This is a genomic window from Kineosporia mesophila (genome assembly GCF_021129235.1).
Taxonomy (GTDB): domain Bacteria; phylum Actinomycetota; class Actinomycetes; order Actinomycetales; family Kineosporiaceae; genus Kineosporia; species Kineosporia mesophila.
Map to the genome: position 1 here is coordinate 1 of NZ_JAJOMA010000042.1, position 13,886 is coordinate 13,886.

Here is a 13,886-nt window from a genome sequence, read left to right on the forward strand (position 1 = left end):
CCCCGGTAGCTCCCGGGTCACTGCAGAGGGCTGCATCTCGCGCACTGCTGCGCGAGTAGCGGCGGCCGAGGCGGTCATTCCGGTCATTCTAGGCACGGCCTCCGAGGCCGACCACGAACTCCTCGAAGGCCCGGTCGACACGAGCGGAATCCCCCGTGGCCTCCAGATCGATGATCAACCCCCGGATGACGGCCAGCACGAGCGTCGCGAGCTCGGGCCGGCCGACACTGCGCAGGCCGTTCTCCAGCGGTTCCAGCCAGTCGGTCGTGGCGACCTGACGGAACCCGGGCCACAACTGCTGCGCGGTGTCTTCACGCAACCGGTTGAACATGGTCAGGTACGGGCGCCCGACCGGCCCGGTCATGACCTTCCAGGCCTCCCGCAGCGTGCTCAGGTACGGCTCGGGCGGTCGTGGGGACAGCAGTTCCAGGTACAGCGCCCGCTGGCGCTCACGGGCCCGCTTCAGAGTTTCGCGTAACAGCGCGTCGCGGGTGCCGAAGTGGTAGATCAGCATCCGGGCCGAGGCGCCGGACGCCGTCGACAGAGGCTCGAGGCGGTCGGGAAGCCCGTGGGCCAGGGCGTGATCGGCGCAGGCGTCCAGGATGCGGTCGCGGATCTCGGGTTGCCGGTGCCGTCCCACCGCCGCACTTTTTCACGTAACCAGCGCTACGTCTACCGTGGTTCTGGACAGTCTGACCAGCAGCAATCCAGGAGGAACCGTGCGCGTCGTCTTCATTCACGGTGCTTGTGTCCGCGACGGTGCCTGGTGGTGGCACCCGACCGCCTCGATCCTGCGCGAACGGGGCATCAGCAGCGCCGCCCCCTGGCTGCCCAGTTGTGGTGAGGGTGACCGGCCCGCCGGCGACGGGGGTCCGGGAATGAAGGACGACGTGGTCGCGGTGCGCGCGGTGCTGGCCGACAGTGACGAGCCGACGGTGGTCGTGGCCCACAGCTACGGCGGGATCGTGGCTGGTGAGGCGATCGCCGGACTGACCGCCGTGCGCCACCTGGTGCTGGTGTCGAGCTATCTGCCCGAGCCGGGTGAGTCGCTGTCGACGTTCGGCGCGCAGACCCCACCGCCCTTCCTGGACTTCGACCCTGTGACAGGCACTTTCGGCGCCCGGCCCGAGTTGTTCGCCGAAACCTTCGCCCAGGACTGCTCGCCGGACATCGTCCGTGAGGCGAAGACCCGGCTGATCCGCCAGACGCTGGCCGTCACCGCTGAGCCTGTCCGCGCCGCCGCCTGGCGTGACGTGCCCACGACCTACGTGGTGTGCACGCAGGACCGGGGCACACCGGCGACGGCGCAGAGGGAGTTCTCCCGTCGCGCGGACCGGGTCGTCGAGGTGCCGACCGGCCATCACCCGTTCCTGTCCCGGCCGCGCACGGTCGCGGACATCATCGAGAACCTGGCCTGACCAGCGTCCAGAACCTGGTGCAGCAGCTCTGCGCCGACGGCCACGACATGGCACGGCGACTTCAGCTGAACTGCTGGATACCGATGGTGGCGAGCAGCTCGAGCTGTCCGGCGGACTGGCTGCCGGGCGGGGCGGTGTAGACGATGAGCCGCAGGTCGCCGTCGCGGACCGTCAGGATGTCGCTGTCCAGGGTGATGGGGCCGATCTCGGGGTGCAGGAACGTCCGGCTGACAGGGCTTCCCTGGGGCGCCGGGCGCTGTTCCCACATCTCGGCGAATGCGGGACTGGAGGCGAGCAGCTCGTCGATCAGCCGGGGCAACTGCCGCTCAGCCGGGTGACGCCGCTGCACTCCGCACGCGGCGCCGGGACCGGGCACCTACGACTTGCGGCATAGGCGGTCGTAGACGCGCGAGTTATGGCTGCGCGCACCGCCGGGAAGCAGGCTTCCTGACATGAATTCCTTTCACGCGGCCGCCTCGGCCGACCCCGGTCCGCACCCTCTGCACTGGCTGGTGGCCGCCGGGATCATCGCCGGGCTGCTGGCCCTGCTGGTGCTGTTCGTGGCGGTGGTGTCCTCGATCCTGAACTCCGGGCTCTCCCTGGGCATGAAAGTGTTGTGGGTGCTGTTCGTGTTCTGGATGCCGGTGCTGGCCTGGCTGGCCTGGTACCTCATCGGGCGCCCCGATACCCGCCGCCGCGGTCTCGACCCGGCGTAGTGCAACGAACGAAAGAACTCTGATGCTGTCGACGTGGTGGGCCGAGCTCAGCCGGCCGGTGACCCCGCTGCGCGGCCGAGCGCGCCGGTCCTGGGCCCTGGACAGCCTGCTGGCCGGGCTGATCGCGGTGCTGGCGGTGGACTCCATCAGCTTCACATCGGTCGCCGTCGTGCTCCTGGTGGCCCCGCTGCTGCTGGTTCGCCGGATCTGGCCGGTACCGGTGAACCTCCTGGTCATCGTCATCGCCGTGAGCACGTTCACGACCGGCAACCTGTTGCTCCAGTTCGGCGCCCTGGCGGTGGCCCTGCACACACTCACCGTGCTGGGTCCCCGCCCGGCGGCGGTGGCCGGGCTGGTGTTCTCGATGTTCTGGCCGCTGGTGGCCGCGGTCGGCCCGATGTCGGCGCAGAACTCGGTGGCGCAGAAGATCCTGATCTTCATCAGCTTCTCCACACCCCCGGTCCTCGCCTTCGCCCTGGGCGTCTACCGCCGGTCGCGGGACCAGCGCCACGCCGACCTCCAGGCACGCAACCGGCTCCTGGAGATCGAGCGGGAGCAGCGGGACGCGCTCGCCGCTGCCGACGAGCGCGCCCGGATCGCCCGGGAGATGCACGACCTGATCGCTCATCACCTCACCGTGGTGGTGGCGCTGAGCGAAGGTCTCGCCCGCAGTGGGGAGATCACCAGTGAGCGGTCCCGCCAGGCTGTCACCACGACGGTCACGATGGCCCGGGCCGCGCTGCAGGAGACCCGGAACCTGCTCGGCATGATGCCCCGCGACAGCGACCAGGGTACTGCGCGGCAACCGGTTCCGGACCTGCGGTCGATCACCGGGCTGGTCAGTCAGGTCCGGGCGGCCGGGCTGCCGGTCACTCTGGAGATCGAGGGCGAGCCGCCGGCCGCCCGGGCCTCCACTGGACTGCAGCTGACCGTCTACCGTCTCGTGCAAGAGGCTCTGACGAACTCCATGAAGCATGCCCTGCACGTCACCCGCGCCGTGGTGCGGCTGCAGTACCGGCCCGATGCCCTGGCGATCTCGATTGAGGACGACGGGCGCACCCTGGGTGCGTCGGCGAGCGACGGTCTGGGCCGGGGTGTTCTGGGGATGCGGCAGCGGGCCCAGTCGTTCGGGGGAACGGTGGAGGCCGGCCCCGCCGCGACCGGCGGCTGGACGGTCCGTGCCCAATTCCCGCTGAACTCTGAGGTGGATCAATGACTATCGGTGTTCTGCTCGTCGACGACCAGCCGTTCCTGCGGCTCGGGCTGCGGATGGTCCTCGAACCGGAAGAGGGCATCGAGATCCTCGGGGAGGCCGAGGACGGATCGTCGGCGGTACCGATGGCCGCGGCGCTGAAGCCCGACGTGGTGCTGATGGACATCCGGATGCACACGATGGACGGCATCACCGCCACCGAGAAGATCCTCGCCGACCGGCCGCAGACCAAGGTCCTGATCCTGACCACGTTCGACCTGGACGAGTACGTGTTCGCCGGTCTGCGCGCCGGGGCCAGCGGCTTCCTGCTGAAAGACGCCCCGCCCGATGTGCTGCTGACCGCGATCCGCACGGTCGCCACCGGGGACGCGGTGCTCGCCCCGTCGGTGACCCGGCGCCTGCTGGAGCGTTTCGGCTCGGTGATGCCCAGCGCGCAGGGCACCGAACGACGCGAGGAGGTACTCAGGTCGCTGACCGAACGCGAGCAGGACGTGTTCCTGGAGCTGGCGGCCGGGCAGTCGAATCAGGAGATTGCCGCGAAGCTCTACCTTTCCGAGGGAACGATCAAGGTTCACGTGGGCAAAATCCTGGCCAAGCTCGGCCTGCGTGACCGGGTCCAGGCCGTGGTGCTGGCCTACGAGACCGGCGTCGTGGTACCGGGATCGCACGAGCTCGGCTGAGCCCTCAGACCCCGAGCACCTGCTCCCACGACGGCACGTACGGCTGCGCCCGCAGGGGCATTCCCGCCTCCGACGGCGTGCGGTCACGCTTGCGGTGGTTGCACTGCGAGCAGGCCGCGACCGTGTTCAGCCACGAGTCGCCACCACCCCTCGACCGCGGCAGCACATGATCGACCGTTCCGGCCCGCCCACCGCAGTACGCACACAACTGACCATCACGTGCCAGCAGAGCCCGCCGGCTCCACGAAGGACCTGACCGGTACCGCCACCTCATCGTCACATACCGCAGCAGCCGAACAACTTTCGGCCGGGGCCACGCACCCAGAGGCTGCCCTTCAGCAGCCTCTTCAACCACCGCCACCTGCCGCACCAGCATCCGCACGGCATGGGGCAGGGAAACATAGTGCAGACGCTCGTAGGAGGCGTTCAGCACAAGAACCGTGCTCATCGGAAACCTCCTTCGTTCGTCTGGAATACCTGAGACCGGCGTGCCCGCGGAGGGATTCGAACCCCCACCATCTGCGTTCTGAACGCAGCGCCTCTACCAGTTGGACTACACGGGCGAAACATGTTGCTGACAATGAAAAGACGCCACTTCCGGGATCTCCGGGAGCAGCGCCGTCGTGGAAGCGTGAGATCAGCGCATCACGACGAGCCCCCCATGTCCAGCCGGGCCAGGGCACACAGAAGTCGGCTGTTCAGCGGTGACATCGTGAACATCCCGGCGACTCCTCTCCTTCTCAAGGCTCTGGCTGGCTGCGGATGAACACTGACACGCCGGTCACGAACAGGTCTACTGGTTTACGGCGACGTGGTCAGCCGGTCCAGTCGGCTCATCAGTGCTTCCTCCGTCGGCACCCCGAAAAGGCGCTCGCGGATGACGCCCTTCGCATCAACGGTGACAAGGCTGGGCGTGCCCATCAGCAGCAGGCGTCGCATGGTGACCGGCGCGTCGTCGGTACCGTCGTTCAGGTCGATTCCGACGGGAAAACGCACACCGGCGCGGGAAAGGTAGCCGGCCAGGGCTTCGGGCCCCTGCTGCGCATGGTTCTCGAAAACGGTGTGCAGACCGATCACCCGGACGTCATCACGCTGCTGCACCCGGCCGTAGATCCGGTTGATCAGCGGGGTGGCCTCGTTCACGCACATCGGGCACAGCATCTGGAACGCGTAGAGCAGCACCACCCGGCCCGCGAGGTCGCCCGGAGCCACCGGTCGACCCTGCCAGGTGCTGACGGAGAGGTTCAGATCGGTGGCGGCCACCCACTCATGATCGTGAGGCGGGCCGTCCGACTGAACCCCTCGTCCCCTGGTCTGGTTCTCGTGATGCAGGACGTTGTTGCCGGCTCTTGCGGCAACTCACCTGAGCCCTCGCAGGAGGGTTTCCAGGAACACCAGCTTCCGCTCCTGCGGAACATCCTCGTTACGGGCCAGCTGCACGAGGACACCGGCCGCCACGACGATGTCGTTGCGGTCGATCCCCGCGCGAATGCAGCCACCGGCCTGGCCGCGCTCGAGGATCCGGTCGAGCGCGTCGCGGATCTGCACCCGGGTCTGCTCGATCTCGGGACAGTCGGGGGTTCGCCCCTCACCCAGTCGCAGCAGGCACAGGTCGGCGGTCTCCAGCGTCCACAGCAGGAACCGGCGCAGGCCCTCCACCGGGTCCAGGTCGTGGAGACCGTCGAGCAGATGGACGACCTGGCAGGCCCGGTCGAGGAAGACCGCCTGCTGCAGGGCCTCCAGGCCCGCGAAGTGCCGGTACAGCGTGGCGTTGCCCACACCGGCACGCTGCGCGACCGCATTGAACGAGACCTCGAAACCCTGCTCGGCGAACAGGTCCGCCGCAGCGGCGACGATGCGCACCCGGTTGGCCCGGGCGTCGGCGCGCCGCACTGAGGTCTCGGTCATCACAACATCGTAACGGGTGACCGTGGTATCCGGGGAAGGCTTCCCCACTTATAGTGGTCGCTGCCCCGACAGGACCGAACCTGTCCTCGTGAAAGCAGCCACGCCATGGTCATGCCCCTTGCCCCGAAACGGCCCGACCCCCAGATCCCGTCCCTCAGCCGCCGCCTCGCCGACCTGACGCCCCGCGAGCGCGAGGTCATGACGCTGGTGGCCCGCGGCCTGACGAACGACGAGATCGGCGCCGTGCTCTTCATCAGCCCGACGACGGCCAAGACGCACGTGAACCGTGCTCTGGCCAAGACCGGCTGCCGGGACCGCACCCAGCTGGTGATCCTCGCCTACGAGACCGGCGTGGTGCGGGCCGGCGAACGCACCGGCCCCTGCAAGACCGACCTGGTGCAGCGGCCGCCGTACCTGCAGCGCTCGGCGTAGTCAGCGGCTGGGTGCTGTCGCGGCGTGACCAAGGACCACGCGTTCCTGTCCGCGCCGTCGCACTCACAAATGCCTTGAACTCGGCGTAACCGGTCGCGAGTGGGGGTATCGGACGTCAGGGATCAAGCAATTGGCCGCCGATGCGCTCGCTCTGTCCGCAGCTCTGGAGGAACACCAGCAGGATGTTCAAGGCCGCTGCAACCGCGCTGGCCAGATAGCCGAAGAAGCCACCTGGCACGGCTGGGACGGCATCACTGGGGCCATGTTCCAGGCGATCGCAGCCCTGGAAGCTATGCCGTCGTCGCCCGGCTCTTACACGAGCTCGCCGCCGACGCCCAGCTGCAGGACGCCGGGCGTCCAATCAGCTTCACCCCGCACGACATCCGGCGGCTGTTCGCCACAGAGATGGTCAGTAATGGCCTGCCCCTGCACATCGCCGCGAGACTTACTCGGGCACCTCAACCTCGATACCACCCGCGGCTGCACTGCCGTGTTCCCGCAGACGTGAGCACCGTCTGTCAGCACTTCGTCGAGCACCGCCGCACCCTGCGCCCCGAGGGCGAGCTGCGAGCCGCAACCGGCAGCGAACGGGATGAGTTCGAAGAGCTCTTCCTCCTGCGTGAGGTCGCCCTCGGCGACTGCCACCGTGACCCCAGTCAAATCAAAATCATCGACCGGTGGCCGGGCCCCAGGTGGCGATTAACACGCACACCGGGAACACGAATTGTCGCCGATGTACGCGTCAGCTCGGCATTGTTCCGTGGGTGCGCAGCGCGATGAGCGGGTTGTCAGTGCGCCAGTAGTCCTGCGCGAGTCGTTCCTTCAGCGCTGCTTCGCGCTTGACCGCGAGGTCACCCAGGAAGGCCGGGTCCTGGAAGAACACTCTCTTGCGGATGACTTTGCCGTCCTCGAGATCGACGAGTTCGATGACGGTCATCGACCAGGGGTTGCCGTCGGTGTCCTCACCGTGGTTGACGCCGATGCAGATGACGCGCCCCGGCCCGTCGGCGATGTTCTCGTCCTGGGTGTGGTCGCGGTGGGTGAAACCGCACAGCTCGTGCATGCGGTGGCGCCCGATGGCTATGTCGTCGGGACCGTGGAAAACGCCGCCGACGGGGGCGGGGAGGTTGATTTCCACCTCGTGTTCGTTCTCGAAGAAGTCCACCACGGTGGCCAGGTCGTCGGGGGTGAAGCCACCGTGCTGCTCGGCTCGGGTCATCGCGGCGTAGAAGCCGGAAACAACCGCGCGGTCGCGATCTGTCTGCTCCGCTGTCGTGGTCATGGAAGTGCTCTCTTTCGCTGGTGGTTCGTTGGAGTGGCGTGCGATCAGGGGTTGCGCTGGTTCAGGTGCCTCACTGCAGATATCGCGGTGGCGGCGAGCTGCATCTGCCCGGCGTCGCTGGGGTGCAGGTGATCGCCACTGTCGTACCGGGCGTGCAGGGTCAGAGGTGAGGCCGGGTCGCGCAGCGCCTGGTCGAAGTCGATGCAGCGGGATCCGAGGGCGCGGATCCAGTCGTTGACGGTGCTGCGGATCCGTTCCCGCTCGCCGTCGTAGCTGTCCGATCCCTGACGGGGGCCGATGGTGGCGATGCTGGCTCCAATTGCAGCAGCGGACGCCTGGTCGAGCAGGGTCTGGTAGGCGGCGATCAGTTCGTCGGCGGTGGGCAGTTCGTGCAAGGGCTCGAACTCACCCGGAAGCCCCAGGTCGTTGGTGCCGAGGGCGACGACCACATGGGCTACCCCCGAGGTGGCCAGGACGTCGTCGGCGAACCGATGGAGACCGGAGCGTCCGTTCGACCGGTACGGGGCACCGGCGTCCAGCCGCAACCGATTACCGGCGATCCCCCGGTTCACGATCGAGACACCTTCCCCGACAGGCAGCAGGCCAGCGGCTGCTTCGGGCCAGCCCATCGCGGTGATCGAGTCCCCCAGGCAGACCACCACCGCGTGCCGGTCCGGGCCCATCACGTCCACGGTGCGCAAGAAGGGCCCACTCTCGTGGACGGAAATGTCGGCGTCGTCCGGTATGGGAAACGGCGGCGCCGCGACGGCCGGGAAGTGCTCGGCCCCCACGTGATCGCCGGGCTCGGACATCTGGCCGGTGAACTCGCTGACGCTGGTGAAAAGCATGGGGAAAGAAGTCTGCTCGGGCAGGTGGAAGTCGATCGTCAGCATCGCGTGCCCCTTGACCGGCAGATCCACCGGATCCGTCCAGACCGACCCGCCCGACGGGACCGAGCACCCCACGCCCGAGTCGAAAAACGCCGGGAGACTAAGGCCCCCGCAGGTGACAGCGACCCGCCCGATGACCAGAGCCTGGTCCCCGTACCGGTTGCTGAACTCCACGCGGACGCGGTCGCCCCCGATCCCGGCCCGCAACTGCGACCGCAGGGTGACGTCGGCGAAGGGCTCAGCGTCGGCCCTCACGTCGGGAAGCGCCTGTGCCCAGCTGGCCTCCCGGGCCGGGACGGATGCTACCGATGTTGTTCCGTTGGCCATAACGACTTCCTTCGTGAGGCGGGCGTGGGTGCACGGCCGACCTTGAGCAGGCAGGCAGGATCGAGCGCATGCCGAGCGACATGCGGTGGGCGCGACGGACCGAGCGCGGCCGAGGGACGCTCGTGGATGGGCTAGGTGGCTACGGACGGCCGTGCGGCAGCCTGCCGTTCACTTTGGCGAGCAATGTCTCGAGCGTGGCCATTTCGGCCGCGTCGAGAGGTTCGAAAATTGCCTTGTCGACCTCGGCCATCGACGCGTTCAGGCCGGCGACCAGTGCGAGACCATCCTCGGCGAGGTACACGCGTTTGCTGCGAGCGTCGCCCTTCTCGGCGCGACGCTCGATCAGGCCGCGTCCCTCCAGGGTCTTGAGCATCAAAGAGATGTTGGATGGCGTGGTCTGACTCATCTCCACGATGTCCCGCTGCATGGCGCCGGGACACTGTTCCAGGTATCCGAGCACCACAGCCTGCTCAAACGTGAGACCACGACCCCGCGACCATTCCTCCGCCGCCTTGCGCTGCGCATGCAGGATCGGCCGCAACAGCTCGAGACTACGGATGCGAGGGGTGCCGCTCTCGGTCATGACACTCAGCCTGACACTTGAGTCACTCGACAGTCAAGCGACCAAACAGTTCAGAGAGGAAAACAATTGCGCCGAGAAGTTGGCAGGTCAGCCAGCCACGCGACTTGGCTCTTCCCGTGAATGAAGGACACGGACGAAGGATAAAAGAGTGACGGCCTCCTCCCCCGCACATGATCACGACACCGCGCGTGCTGATAGCAACCCGTTGCCTCCCCTGACCTTGGCCTGGGGCGTCAACCCCGAAGAGACCGACCGGAATCAGGTCCAGGTCACTGCCACCCGTGAGCTCACCGACATCCTGGCCACCATTCACGCGCAGGCTCTGCGCCGGGGTGTCGCCCAGCAGATCGACATCTGGGAAGGCCGGCTACCGGACACCACCGTCAACGGCGCGCCCGGCGATGCGGCCGAACTCGATGACTTCCTTCCCGAACCGTTCCTCCAGGCCGTCATCGGCCATCCCGAGCGGGCCGGTTTCCGTTGGCTCGGACGCGATCGGCAGGTCCAGGCCGTCCGTCCCGCACTGCCGCTCCTGGCCGAGCCGGTCCTGTACGACAACGGCGGCGCTACTGACCCCATGTCACCGGAGCTCCTCCCGCTGACCTACACCGACGTCGAGCACATCCTCACCGTGTTCCTCCTGCATCGAACCCGCGCCGACGACGTCGCCTGGGCCGATCTCCGGGAAATCCTCTAGAGCCAGTCCCATCCGGTCTGACCTTGACCGGATACACCCCCTGCTCCGGCTCGATCCAGCAACGATGGCTGTGCGAAGTACCCTCGAAGCCATGAGCCTCACCCCGGCCACCACGTTCCGCCTGGACAACCGTTTCGCCCGTGAACTCCCCGAGATGGCCATCGCCTGGACAGGCGAGGGCGCCCCCGGGCCCCGGCTGCTGGTTCTCGACGAGCACCTGGCAGAAGAGCTGGGCCTCGACCCGGACTGGCTGCGCAGCGCGGAAGGGCTGGAGCTACTGGTCGGGACCGGTGTGGTGGAGGGCGCGACCCCGGTGGCCCAGGCCTACTCCGGGCATCAGTTCGGCGGATTCTCCCCGCGGCTCGGCGACGGGCGGGCCCTCTTGCTCGGCGAGCTGACCGATGCCGACGGGAACGTCCGTGACCTGCATCTGAAGGGTTCGGGGCGCACGCCCTTCGCCCGTGCCGGTGACGGCCTGGCCGTGGTCGGCCCGATGCTGCGCGAGTACATCGTCAGTCAGGCCCTGCACGCGCTGGGCATCCCGACCACCCGTTCGCTGGCCGTGGTCGCGACCGGACGTCCGGTTCAGCGCGAAACCATAGTTCCAGGAGCGGTTCTGGCCCGGATTGCCAGTAGCCACCTGCGGGTCGGCAGCTTCCAGTTCGCCTCGCTGACCGAGGACCCGGACCTGCTGCGCCGCCTGGCCGACCACGCGATCAACCGGCACCACGCGAGCGCCGCCCCGTCGGATCGTCCTTACTTGGCCCTGCTGGAGGCCGTGATCGCCGCCCAGGCCGATCTGGTGGCGCGGTGGATGCTGGTGGGGTTCGTGCACGGGGTCATGAACACCGACAACATGACGATCTCCGGGGAGAGCATCGACTTCGGGCCGTGTGCGTTCCTGGACGCCTACGACCCGGCCGCGGTCTACAGCTCGATCGACCGGGACGGCCGCTACGCCTTCGGCAACCAGCCGGCGATCGCCCAGTGGAACCTGACCCGCCTGGCCGAGACCCTGCTCCCCCTCATCGACGACGACCAGGACACGGCGATCGAGCTGGCCACGACGTCCCTGCGCGGTTTCGCCGCACGGTACGAGAACGCCTGGGCGAGCGGAATGCGGGCCAAGCTCGGCCTGCCCGAGGGTTCCGACGCCACGGTGCTGACAGAGGAACTCCTGGATCTGCTGCGGACCCACCAGGTCGACTACACGTCGTTCTTCCGCTCGCTGTCCGGAGCGGCCCGTGGAGATCTCGAACCCACGCGGGGCCTGTTCCCCCACCCCGTGACCGCCGACGACTGGCTGGCCCGGTGGAGCGCCCAGGAGCCTCAGGCGAAACTGATGGACGAGGTCAACCCGGCCTACATCCCGCGCAACCACCTGGTCGAGGAGGCCCTGGCCGCCGCGACCGACGGCGATCTCGCCCCGCTCGCACGGCTCATGGAGGCGGTGACGAGCCCGTACGACGAACGACCCGGGCTGGAGCGTTACGCCGTGCCGGCGCCGGCGGACTTCGGCACGTACCGGACCTTCTGCGGCACGTGAACCCCTGAACCGGTCAGTGCCGGCGGTGCGAGAACTTGGAGCTGTGGGCCTCGGCCGAAGCTTCCCGGCCCTTTTCGCTCCGCCGGCCGATCAGGTTGCTGACCGAGATCAGGGCCCGGGACACCTTCGTCGACCCGTTGCGCTTCTCGATGCGACGCGCCAGCGCCCGGGCGGCGACCGCGACCGCCGGAACCGCGACGGTCAGAAGCAGCCAGGTGCGCAGACGACGGCTGAAAAACGCGAACATGAAAGCCTCCTGAGCATGGGGTGGGAACCTGGGGGAAGCATCCCCCGGCCCGTGTGCCCTTGCGATTCGAGGCGCGACTAATTCCTCGGCTCGATCAGCTCTACCGCCGGGCGACATCGGCCAGAACCCCGCCTGGGGTTAGGCGTTCGGGGCCGGGGAGTCGTGGACCACCAGCAGGTGGTCCTCGTCCAGCCGAGTGATGCCCTCAGCGTGATCCTCGCCGATGCTCATGCACCGTCACGCTCGGATGTGACAGACATATCCCCACGAAAGGGTGCATCCAGTCGGCTGACCCAGCCGATTCCGGGCCCTAGCCTCACGCCTTCCTGCGGTTCGGTGATCGACTGCGCGCCCAAGAGGTGAAAGGTGCTCACGTGAGCGCGGGCCGGGTGTCAGCGCACGACCGTGAGCCAGGCGCTGACACCACCCACGACGTCCTCGCCCTTGGCCTTCTTGAACTCGATCAGATGGTCGTCGCGCCAGCGGTCCGGAACGGCGAACTTGAAGCGCGCACGGCCGTTCGCATCAGTGCGAAAAGAGCGTAACCCAGGCCCATCCGACGATGATCCTCCACCGCAGTTGCACTCCGCGTTCTCGCGGGTCCTGCGGCTGAACATCACGTACTTGGCGTGGGCCCGTAGCCCGCTGACGACGACCCGGACTCGGGAACCTGCCTCGACCGTGTCAGCGCCCAACCCGAGGGACGGGCGGGGCAGGGTGACGGTGAGCCATTGGGGGAGTTGCTCGACCAGATCGGCGCCCTTGACCTTCTGCAGCTCGATCAGGTGATCGTGCCGCCAGCTCAGTGGCACGACGAACCGTATCGAGAACTTGCCCCGTGAGTTGGTCTTCACCCGGGCCAGCACCGTCACCACCTCCGAGGTCCCCTCCGTCGAAGACTCGTCGGTGCGGGTCGTGTGAGAGAACACCTCATAGGTTGCTTTCGGTCGCAGCGCCGTACCGGTTGCCCCGATCGTGCGGCCGGCCGAGACGGAATGTGCGCTCAGCCCCAGCTCCGGCGCGGCCAGCACCGTCGCCCGAGGCGCGGCCTGTGCCCCCGCGGTGGCCTGGGCGACCCCGGTAGCGGACCCGAGAATCATGGAAAGCCCAGCAACCGCAACGCCGATACGGACCATCATCCGGCTCGTCCCCCTGTCAGCATGCTCACGACGCAGGAACGGTACGCCGATCGATGTGACCGCGATCATGCGACACGCAGGATCGCGGTGGCACGCCAGGGGCAGCCGAGACCGGTCAGCCGGTCAGGCGAGCGCGCACCCGCCGGACCACATCGCCCAGTGCCTCGTCCTCCCGCAGGTCGACCGCTCCGGAGTCCACGACGATGACCGGGCTGCCGGTGTAACCGTCGATCCAGCGGTCGTACGCCTCCTGCAGCGCCTGGAGATAGTCGAGGGTGATCCCTGATTCGTAGCCGCGACCGCGGCTCTTCACGCGGTCCAGGAGAATGTCGGGCTCGGCCCGGAGGTAGACCAGGGCCGCCGGGGCCGGCAGCACGGTGGCGAAGGAGTCCAGCAGTGTGGTGAACGTGCCTCGCTCGTCGTCCGTGGCCAGGCCACTGCCGTGGGCCACCTCCGCGAAGACGGCACCCTCGAGATAGCACCGGTCGAAGACGGTGGGCACCCCGCCGGGGCGGTACTCACGCCCGACGGTCAGCGTCCGTTCGGCCAGGAAATGCACATCGACGTGCAAGGTCCATCGGCGCATGTCGTCGTAGAACCGGGCGAGGTAGGGGTTGGTGTCGGTCTGTTCGGTGACCAGCCGCCCGCCCAGCGCGGACGAGAGCCGGCTGGACGTCGTCGACTTGCCCGCCCCGATGTTCCCGGCCACGAAGACAAGATTCGACGTCTCGATGTCCGCGTCCCCCATCACCCACCACACTCCCCGGCCCGGATGACGAGCGTACTGATGTACGCGTCCTTCATCATC

At 67.9% G+C, this 13,886-nt stretch carries 20 protein-coding genes, 1 tRNA gene and 1 pseudogene; 7 read left to right on the forward strand and 15 right to left on the reverse strand.

Going from position 1 to position 13,886, the window contains the following annotated elements:
* Positions 1–88: 88 nt before the first annotated feature.
* Complete coding sequence (locus LR393_RS33725) at positions 89–640, reverse strand: TetR/AcrR family transcriptional regulator (RefSeq protein WP_231489284.1); 552 nt, start codon at positions 638–640, stop codon at positions 89–91.
* A gap of 79 nt (positions 641–719) precedes the next feature.
* Here LR393_RS33725 and LR393_RS33730 point away from each other — a divergent pair, with 79 nt between their 5' ends.
* Positions 720–1,418, forward strand: a complete 699-nt coding sequence (locus LR393_RS33730) for an alpha/beta fold hydrolase (protein ID WP_231489285.1) — start codon at positions 720–722, stop codon at positions 1,416–1,418.
* Positions 1,419–1,479: 61 nt separating this feature from the next.
* Here LR393_RS33730 and LR393_RS33735 read toward each other — a convergent pair whose 3' ends face one another.
* Complete coding sequence (locus LR393_RS33735) at positions 1,480–1,794, reverse strand: MmyB family transcriptional regulator (RefSeq protein WP_331283012.1); 315 nt, start codon at positions 1,792–1,794, stop codon at positions 1,480–1,482.
* A gap of 76 nt (positions 1,795–1,870) precedes the next feature.
* Between LR393_RS33735 and LR393_RS33740 the strand changes: the two genes are divergently transcribed.
* The 3 genes from LR393_RS33740 to LR393_RS33750 are packed head-to-tail and all read left to right on the forward strand — an operon-like array spanning position 1,871 to position 4,027.
* Positions 1,871–2,134 carry a hypothetical protein gene (locus tag LR393_RS33740; RefSeq protein ID WP_231489287.1) on the forward strand — a complete coding sequence of 88 codons (264 nt, stop codon included), beginning with the start codon at positions 1,871–1,873 and terminating at the stop codon, positions 2,132–2,134.
* A gap of 22 nt (positions 2,135–2,156) precedes the next feature.
* Positions 2,157–3,350 carry a sensor histidine kinase gene (locus LR393_RS33745; protein WP_231489288.1) on the forward strand — a complete coding sequence of 398 codons (1,194 nt, stop codon included), beginning with the start codon at positions 2,157–2,159 and terminating at the stop codon, positions 3,348–3,350.
* Positions 3,347–4,027, forward strand: a complete 681-nt coding sequence (locus LR393_RS33750) for a response regulator (protein ID WP_231489289.1) — start codon at positions 3,347–3,349, stop codon at positions 4,025–4,027. The genes LR393_RS33745 and LR393_RS33750 overlap by 4 nt, the downstream gene beginning before the upstream one ends.
* 4 nt (positions 4,028–4,031) lie before the next feature.
* Here LR393_RS33750 and LR393_RS33755 read toward each other — a convergent pair whose 3' ends face one another.
* The 4 genes from LR393_RS33755 to LR393_RS33770 all read right to left on the reverse strand — a co-directional run bounded on the left by LR393_RS33755 (position 4,032) and on the right by LR393_RS33770 (position 5,935).
* On the reverse strand, positions 4,032–4,475 hold the full coding sequence (locus LR393_RS33755) for an HNH endonuclease (protein WP_231489290.1): 444 nt from the start codon (positions 4,473–4,475) through the stop codon (positions 4,032–4,034).
* 41 nt (positions 4,476–4,516) lie between these two features.
* Positions 4,517–4,590, reverse strand: a tRNA-Leu gene (locus LR393_RS33760).
* Between the two features lie 238 nt (positions 4,591–4,828).
* The gene (locus LR393_RS33765; protein ID WP_231489291.1) at positions 4,829–5,290 is read right to left on the reverse strand and encodes a TlpA family protein disulfide reductase; all 462 of its coding nucleotides are present in this window, start codon (positions 5,288–5,290) and stop codon (positions 4,829–4,831) included.
* Between the two features lie 96 nt (positions 5,291–5,386).
* Positions 5,387–5,935: a TetR/AcrR family transcriptional regulator gene (locus tag LR393_RS33770; RefSeq protein ID WP_231489292.1), complete on the reverse strand. Its 549-nt coding sequence runs from the start codon at positions 5,933–5,935 to the stop codon at positions 5,387–5,389.
* 156 nt (positions 5,936–6,091) lie between these two features.
* Between LR393_RS33770 and LR393_RS33775 the strand changes: the two are divergent.
* Positions 6,092–6,367, forward strand: a pseudogene (locus LR393_RS33775) (response regulator transcription factor); the annotation flags it as partial.
* Between the two features lie 115 nt (positions 6,368–6,482).
* Here LR393_RS33775 and LR393_RS36045 read toward each other — a convergent pair.
* The 5 genes from LR393_RS36045 to LR393_RS33795 all read right to left on the reverse strand — a co-directional run bounded on the left by LR393_RS36045 (position 6,483) and on the right by LR393_RS33795 (position 9,449).
* Complete coding sequence (locus LR393_RS36045) at positions 6,483–6,605, reverse strand: hypothetical protein (RefSeq protein ID WP_269328335.1); 123 nt, start codon at positions 6,603–6,605, stop codon at positions 6,483–6,485.
* Positions 6,606–6,679: 74 nt separating this feature from the next.
* On the reverse strand, positions 6,680–7,012 hold the full coding sequence (locus LR393_RS33780; protein WP_231489294.1) for a hypothetical protein: 333 nt from the start codon (positions 7,010–7,012) through the stop codon (positions 6,680–6,682).
* 97 nt (positions 7,013–7,109) lie between these two features.
* Complete coding sequence (locus LR393_RS33785; protein WP_231489295.1) at positions 7,110–7,649, reverse strand: nuclear transport factor 2 family protein; 540 nt, start codon at positions 7,647–7,649, stop codon at positions 7,110–7,112.
* A gap of 44 nt (positions 7,650–7,693) precedes the next feature.
* Positions 7,694–8,866, reverse strand: a complete 1,173-nt coding sequence (locus LR393_RS33790) for a GDSL-type esterase/lipase family protein (protein WP_231489296.1) — start codon at positions 8,864–8,866, stop codon at positions 7,694–7,696.
* A 139-nt stretch (positions 8,867–9,005) separates the two neighbouring features.
* On the reverse strand, positions 9,006–9,449 hold the full coding sequence (locus tag LR393_RS33795; RefSeq protein ID WP_231489297.1) for a MarR family winged helix-turn-helix transcriptional regulator: 444 nt from the start codon (positions 9,447–9,449) through the stop codon (positions 9,006–9,008).
* A 148-nt stretch (positions 9,450–9,597) separates the two neighbouring features.
* Between LR393_RS33795 and LR393_RS33800 the strand changes: the two genes are divergently transcribed.
* Together LR393_RS33800 and LR393_RS33805 are read left to right on the forward strand one after the other, a co-directional pair.
* Positions 9,598–10,146 (forward strand): hypothetical protein, encoded by a 549-nt coding sequence (locus LR393_RS33800; RefSeq protein ID WP_231489298.1) that lies wholly within the window; start codon positions 9,598–9,600, stop codon positions 10,144–10,146.
* Positions 10,147–10,237: 91 nt separating this feature from the next.
* Positions 10,238–11,692: a protein adenylyltransferase SelO gene (locus tag LR393_RS33805; RefSeq protein ID WP_231489299.1), complete on the forward strand. Its 1,455-nt coding sequence runs from the start codon at positions 10,238–10,240 to the stop codon at positions 11,690–11,692.
* Between the two features lie 13 nt (positions 11,693–11,705).
* On the opposite strand, the gene LR393_RS33810 is transcribed toward LR393_RS33805, so the two are convergent.
* The 4 genes from LR393_RS33810 to LR393_RS33825 all read right to left on the reverse strand — a co-directional run bounded on the left by LR393_RS33810 (position 11,706) and on the right by LR393_RS33825 (position 13,826).
* Positions 11,706–11,939, reverse strand: a complete 234-nt coding sequence (locus LR393_RS33810) for a hypothetical protein (RefSeq protein WP_231489300.1) — start codon at positions 11,937–11,939, stop codon at positions 11,706–11,708.
* 138 nt (positions 11,940–12,077) lie between these two features.
* Positions 12,078–12,170, reverse strand: a complete 93-nt coding sequence (locus LR393_RS33815) for a DUF3616 domain-containing protein (protein ID WP_231489301.1) — start codon at positions 12,168–12,170, stop codon at positions 12,078–12,080.
* Positions 12,171–12,331: 161 nt separating this feature from the next.
* Positions 12,332–13,039 carry a hypothetical protein gene (locus tag LR393_RS33820; protein WP_231489302.1) on the reverse strand — a complete coding sequence of 236 codons (708 nt, stop codon included), beginning with the start codon at positions 13,037–13,039 and terminating at the stop codon, positions 12,332–12,334.
* A gap of 154 nt (positions 13,040–13,193) precedes the next feature.
* Positions 13,194–13,826 carry a deoxynucleoside kinase gene (locus tag LR393_RS33825; protein ID WP_231489317.1) on the reverse strand — a complete coding sequence of 211 codons (633 nt, stop codon included), beginning with the start codon at positions 13,824–13,826 and terminating at the stop codon, positions 13,194–13,196.
* Positions 13,827–13,886: the final 60 nt, after the last annotated feature.

What these genes read in the sequence shown, in the direction of transcription:
- LR393_RS33745 (WP_231489288.1), top strand. Translation starts at nt 2,157, where the DNA reads ATGCTGTCGACGTGGTGGGCCGAGCTCAGCCGGCCGGTGACCCCGCTG.
- LR393_RS33815 (WP_231489301.1), bottom strand. Translation starts at nt 12,170, where the DNA reads ATGAGCATCGGCGAGGATCACGCTGAGGGCATCACTCGGCTGGACGAG.
- LR393_RS33750 (WP_231489289.1), top strand. Translation starts at nt 3,347, where the DNA reads ATGACTATCGGTGTTCTGCTCGTCGACGACCAGCCGTTCCTGCGGCTC.
- LR393_RS33825 (WP_231489317.1), bottom strand. Translation starts at nt 13,826, where the DNA reads ATGGGGGACGCGGACATCGAGACGTCGAATCTTGTCTTCGTGGCCGGG.
- LR393_RS33755 (WP_231489290.1), bottom strand. Translation starts at nt 4,475, where the DNA reads ATGAGCACGGTTCTTGTGCTGAACGCCTCCTACGAGCGTCTGCACTAT.
- LR393_RS33770 (WP_231489292.1), bottom strand. Translation starts at nt 5,935, where the DNA reads ATGACCGAGACCTCAGTGCGGCGCGCCGACGCCCGGGCCAACCGGGTG.
- LR393_RS33805 (WP_231489299.1), top strand. Translation starts at nt 10,238, where the DNA reads ATGAGCCTCACCCCGGCCACCACGTTCCGCCTGGACAACCGTTTCGCC.
- LR393_RS33795 (WP_231489297.1), bottom strand. Translation starts at nt 9,449, where the DNA reads ATGACCGAGAGCGGCACCCCTCGCATCCGTAGTCTCGAGCTGTTGCGG.
- LR393_RS33810 (WP_231489300.1), bottom strand. Translation starts at nt 11,939, where the DNA reads ATGTTCGCGTTTTTCAGCCGTCGTCTGCGCACCTGGCTGCTTCTGACC.
- LR393_RS33820 (WP_231489302.1), bottom strand. Translation starts at nt 13,039, where the DNA reads ATGATTCTCGGGTCCGCTACCGGGGTCGCCCAGGCCACCGCGGGGGCA.
- LR393_RS33790 (WP_231489296.1), bottom strand. Translation starts at nt 8,866, where the DNA reads ATGGCCAACGGAACAACATCGGTAGCATCCGTCCCGGCCCGGGAGGCC.
- LR393_RS33785 (WP_231489295.1), bottom strand. Translation starts at nt 7,649, where the DNA reads ATGACCACGACAGCGGAGCAGACAGATCGCGACCGCGCGGTTGTTTCC.
- LR393_RS33740 (WP_231489287.1), top strand. Translation starts at nt 1,871, where the DNA reads ATGAATTCCTTTCACGCGGCCGCCTCGGCCGACCCCGGTCCGCACCCT.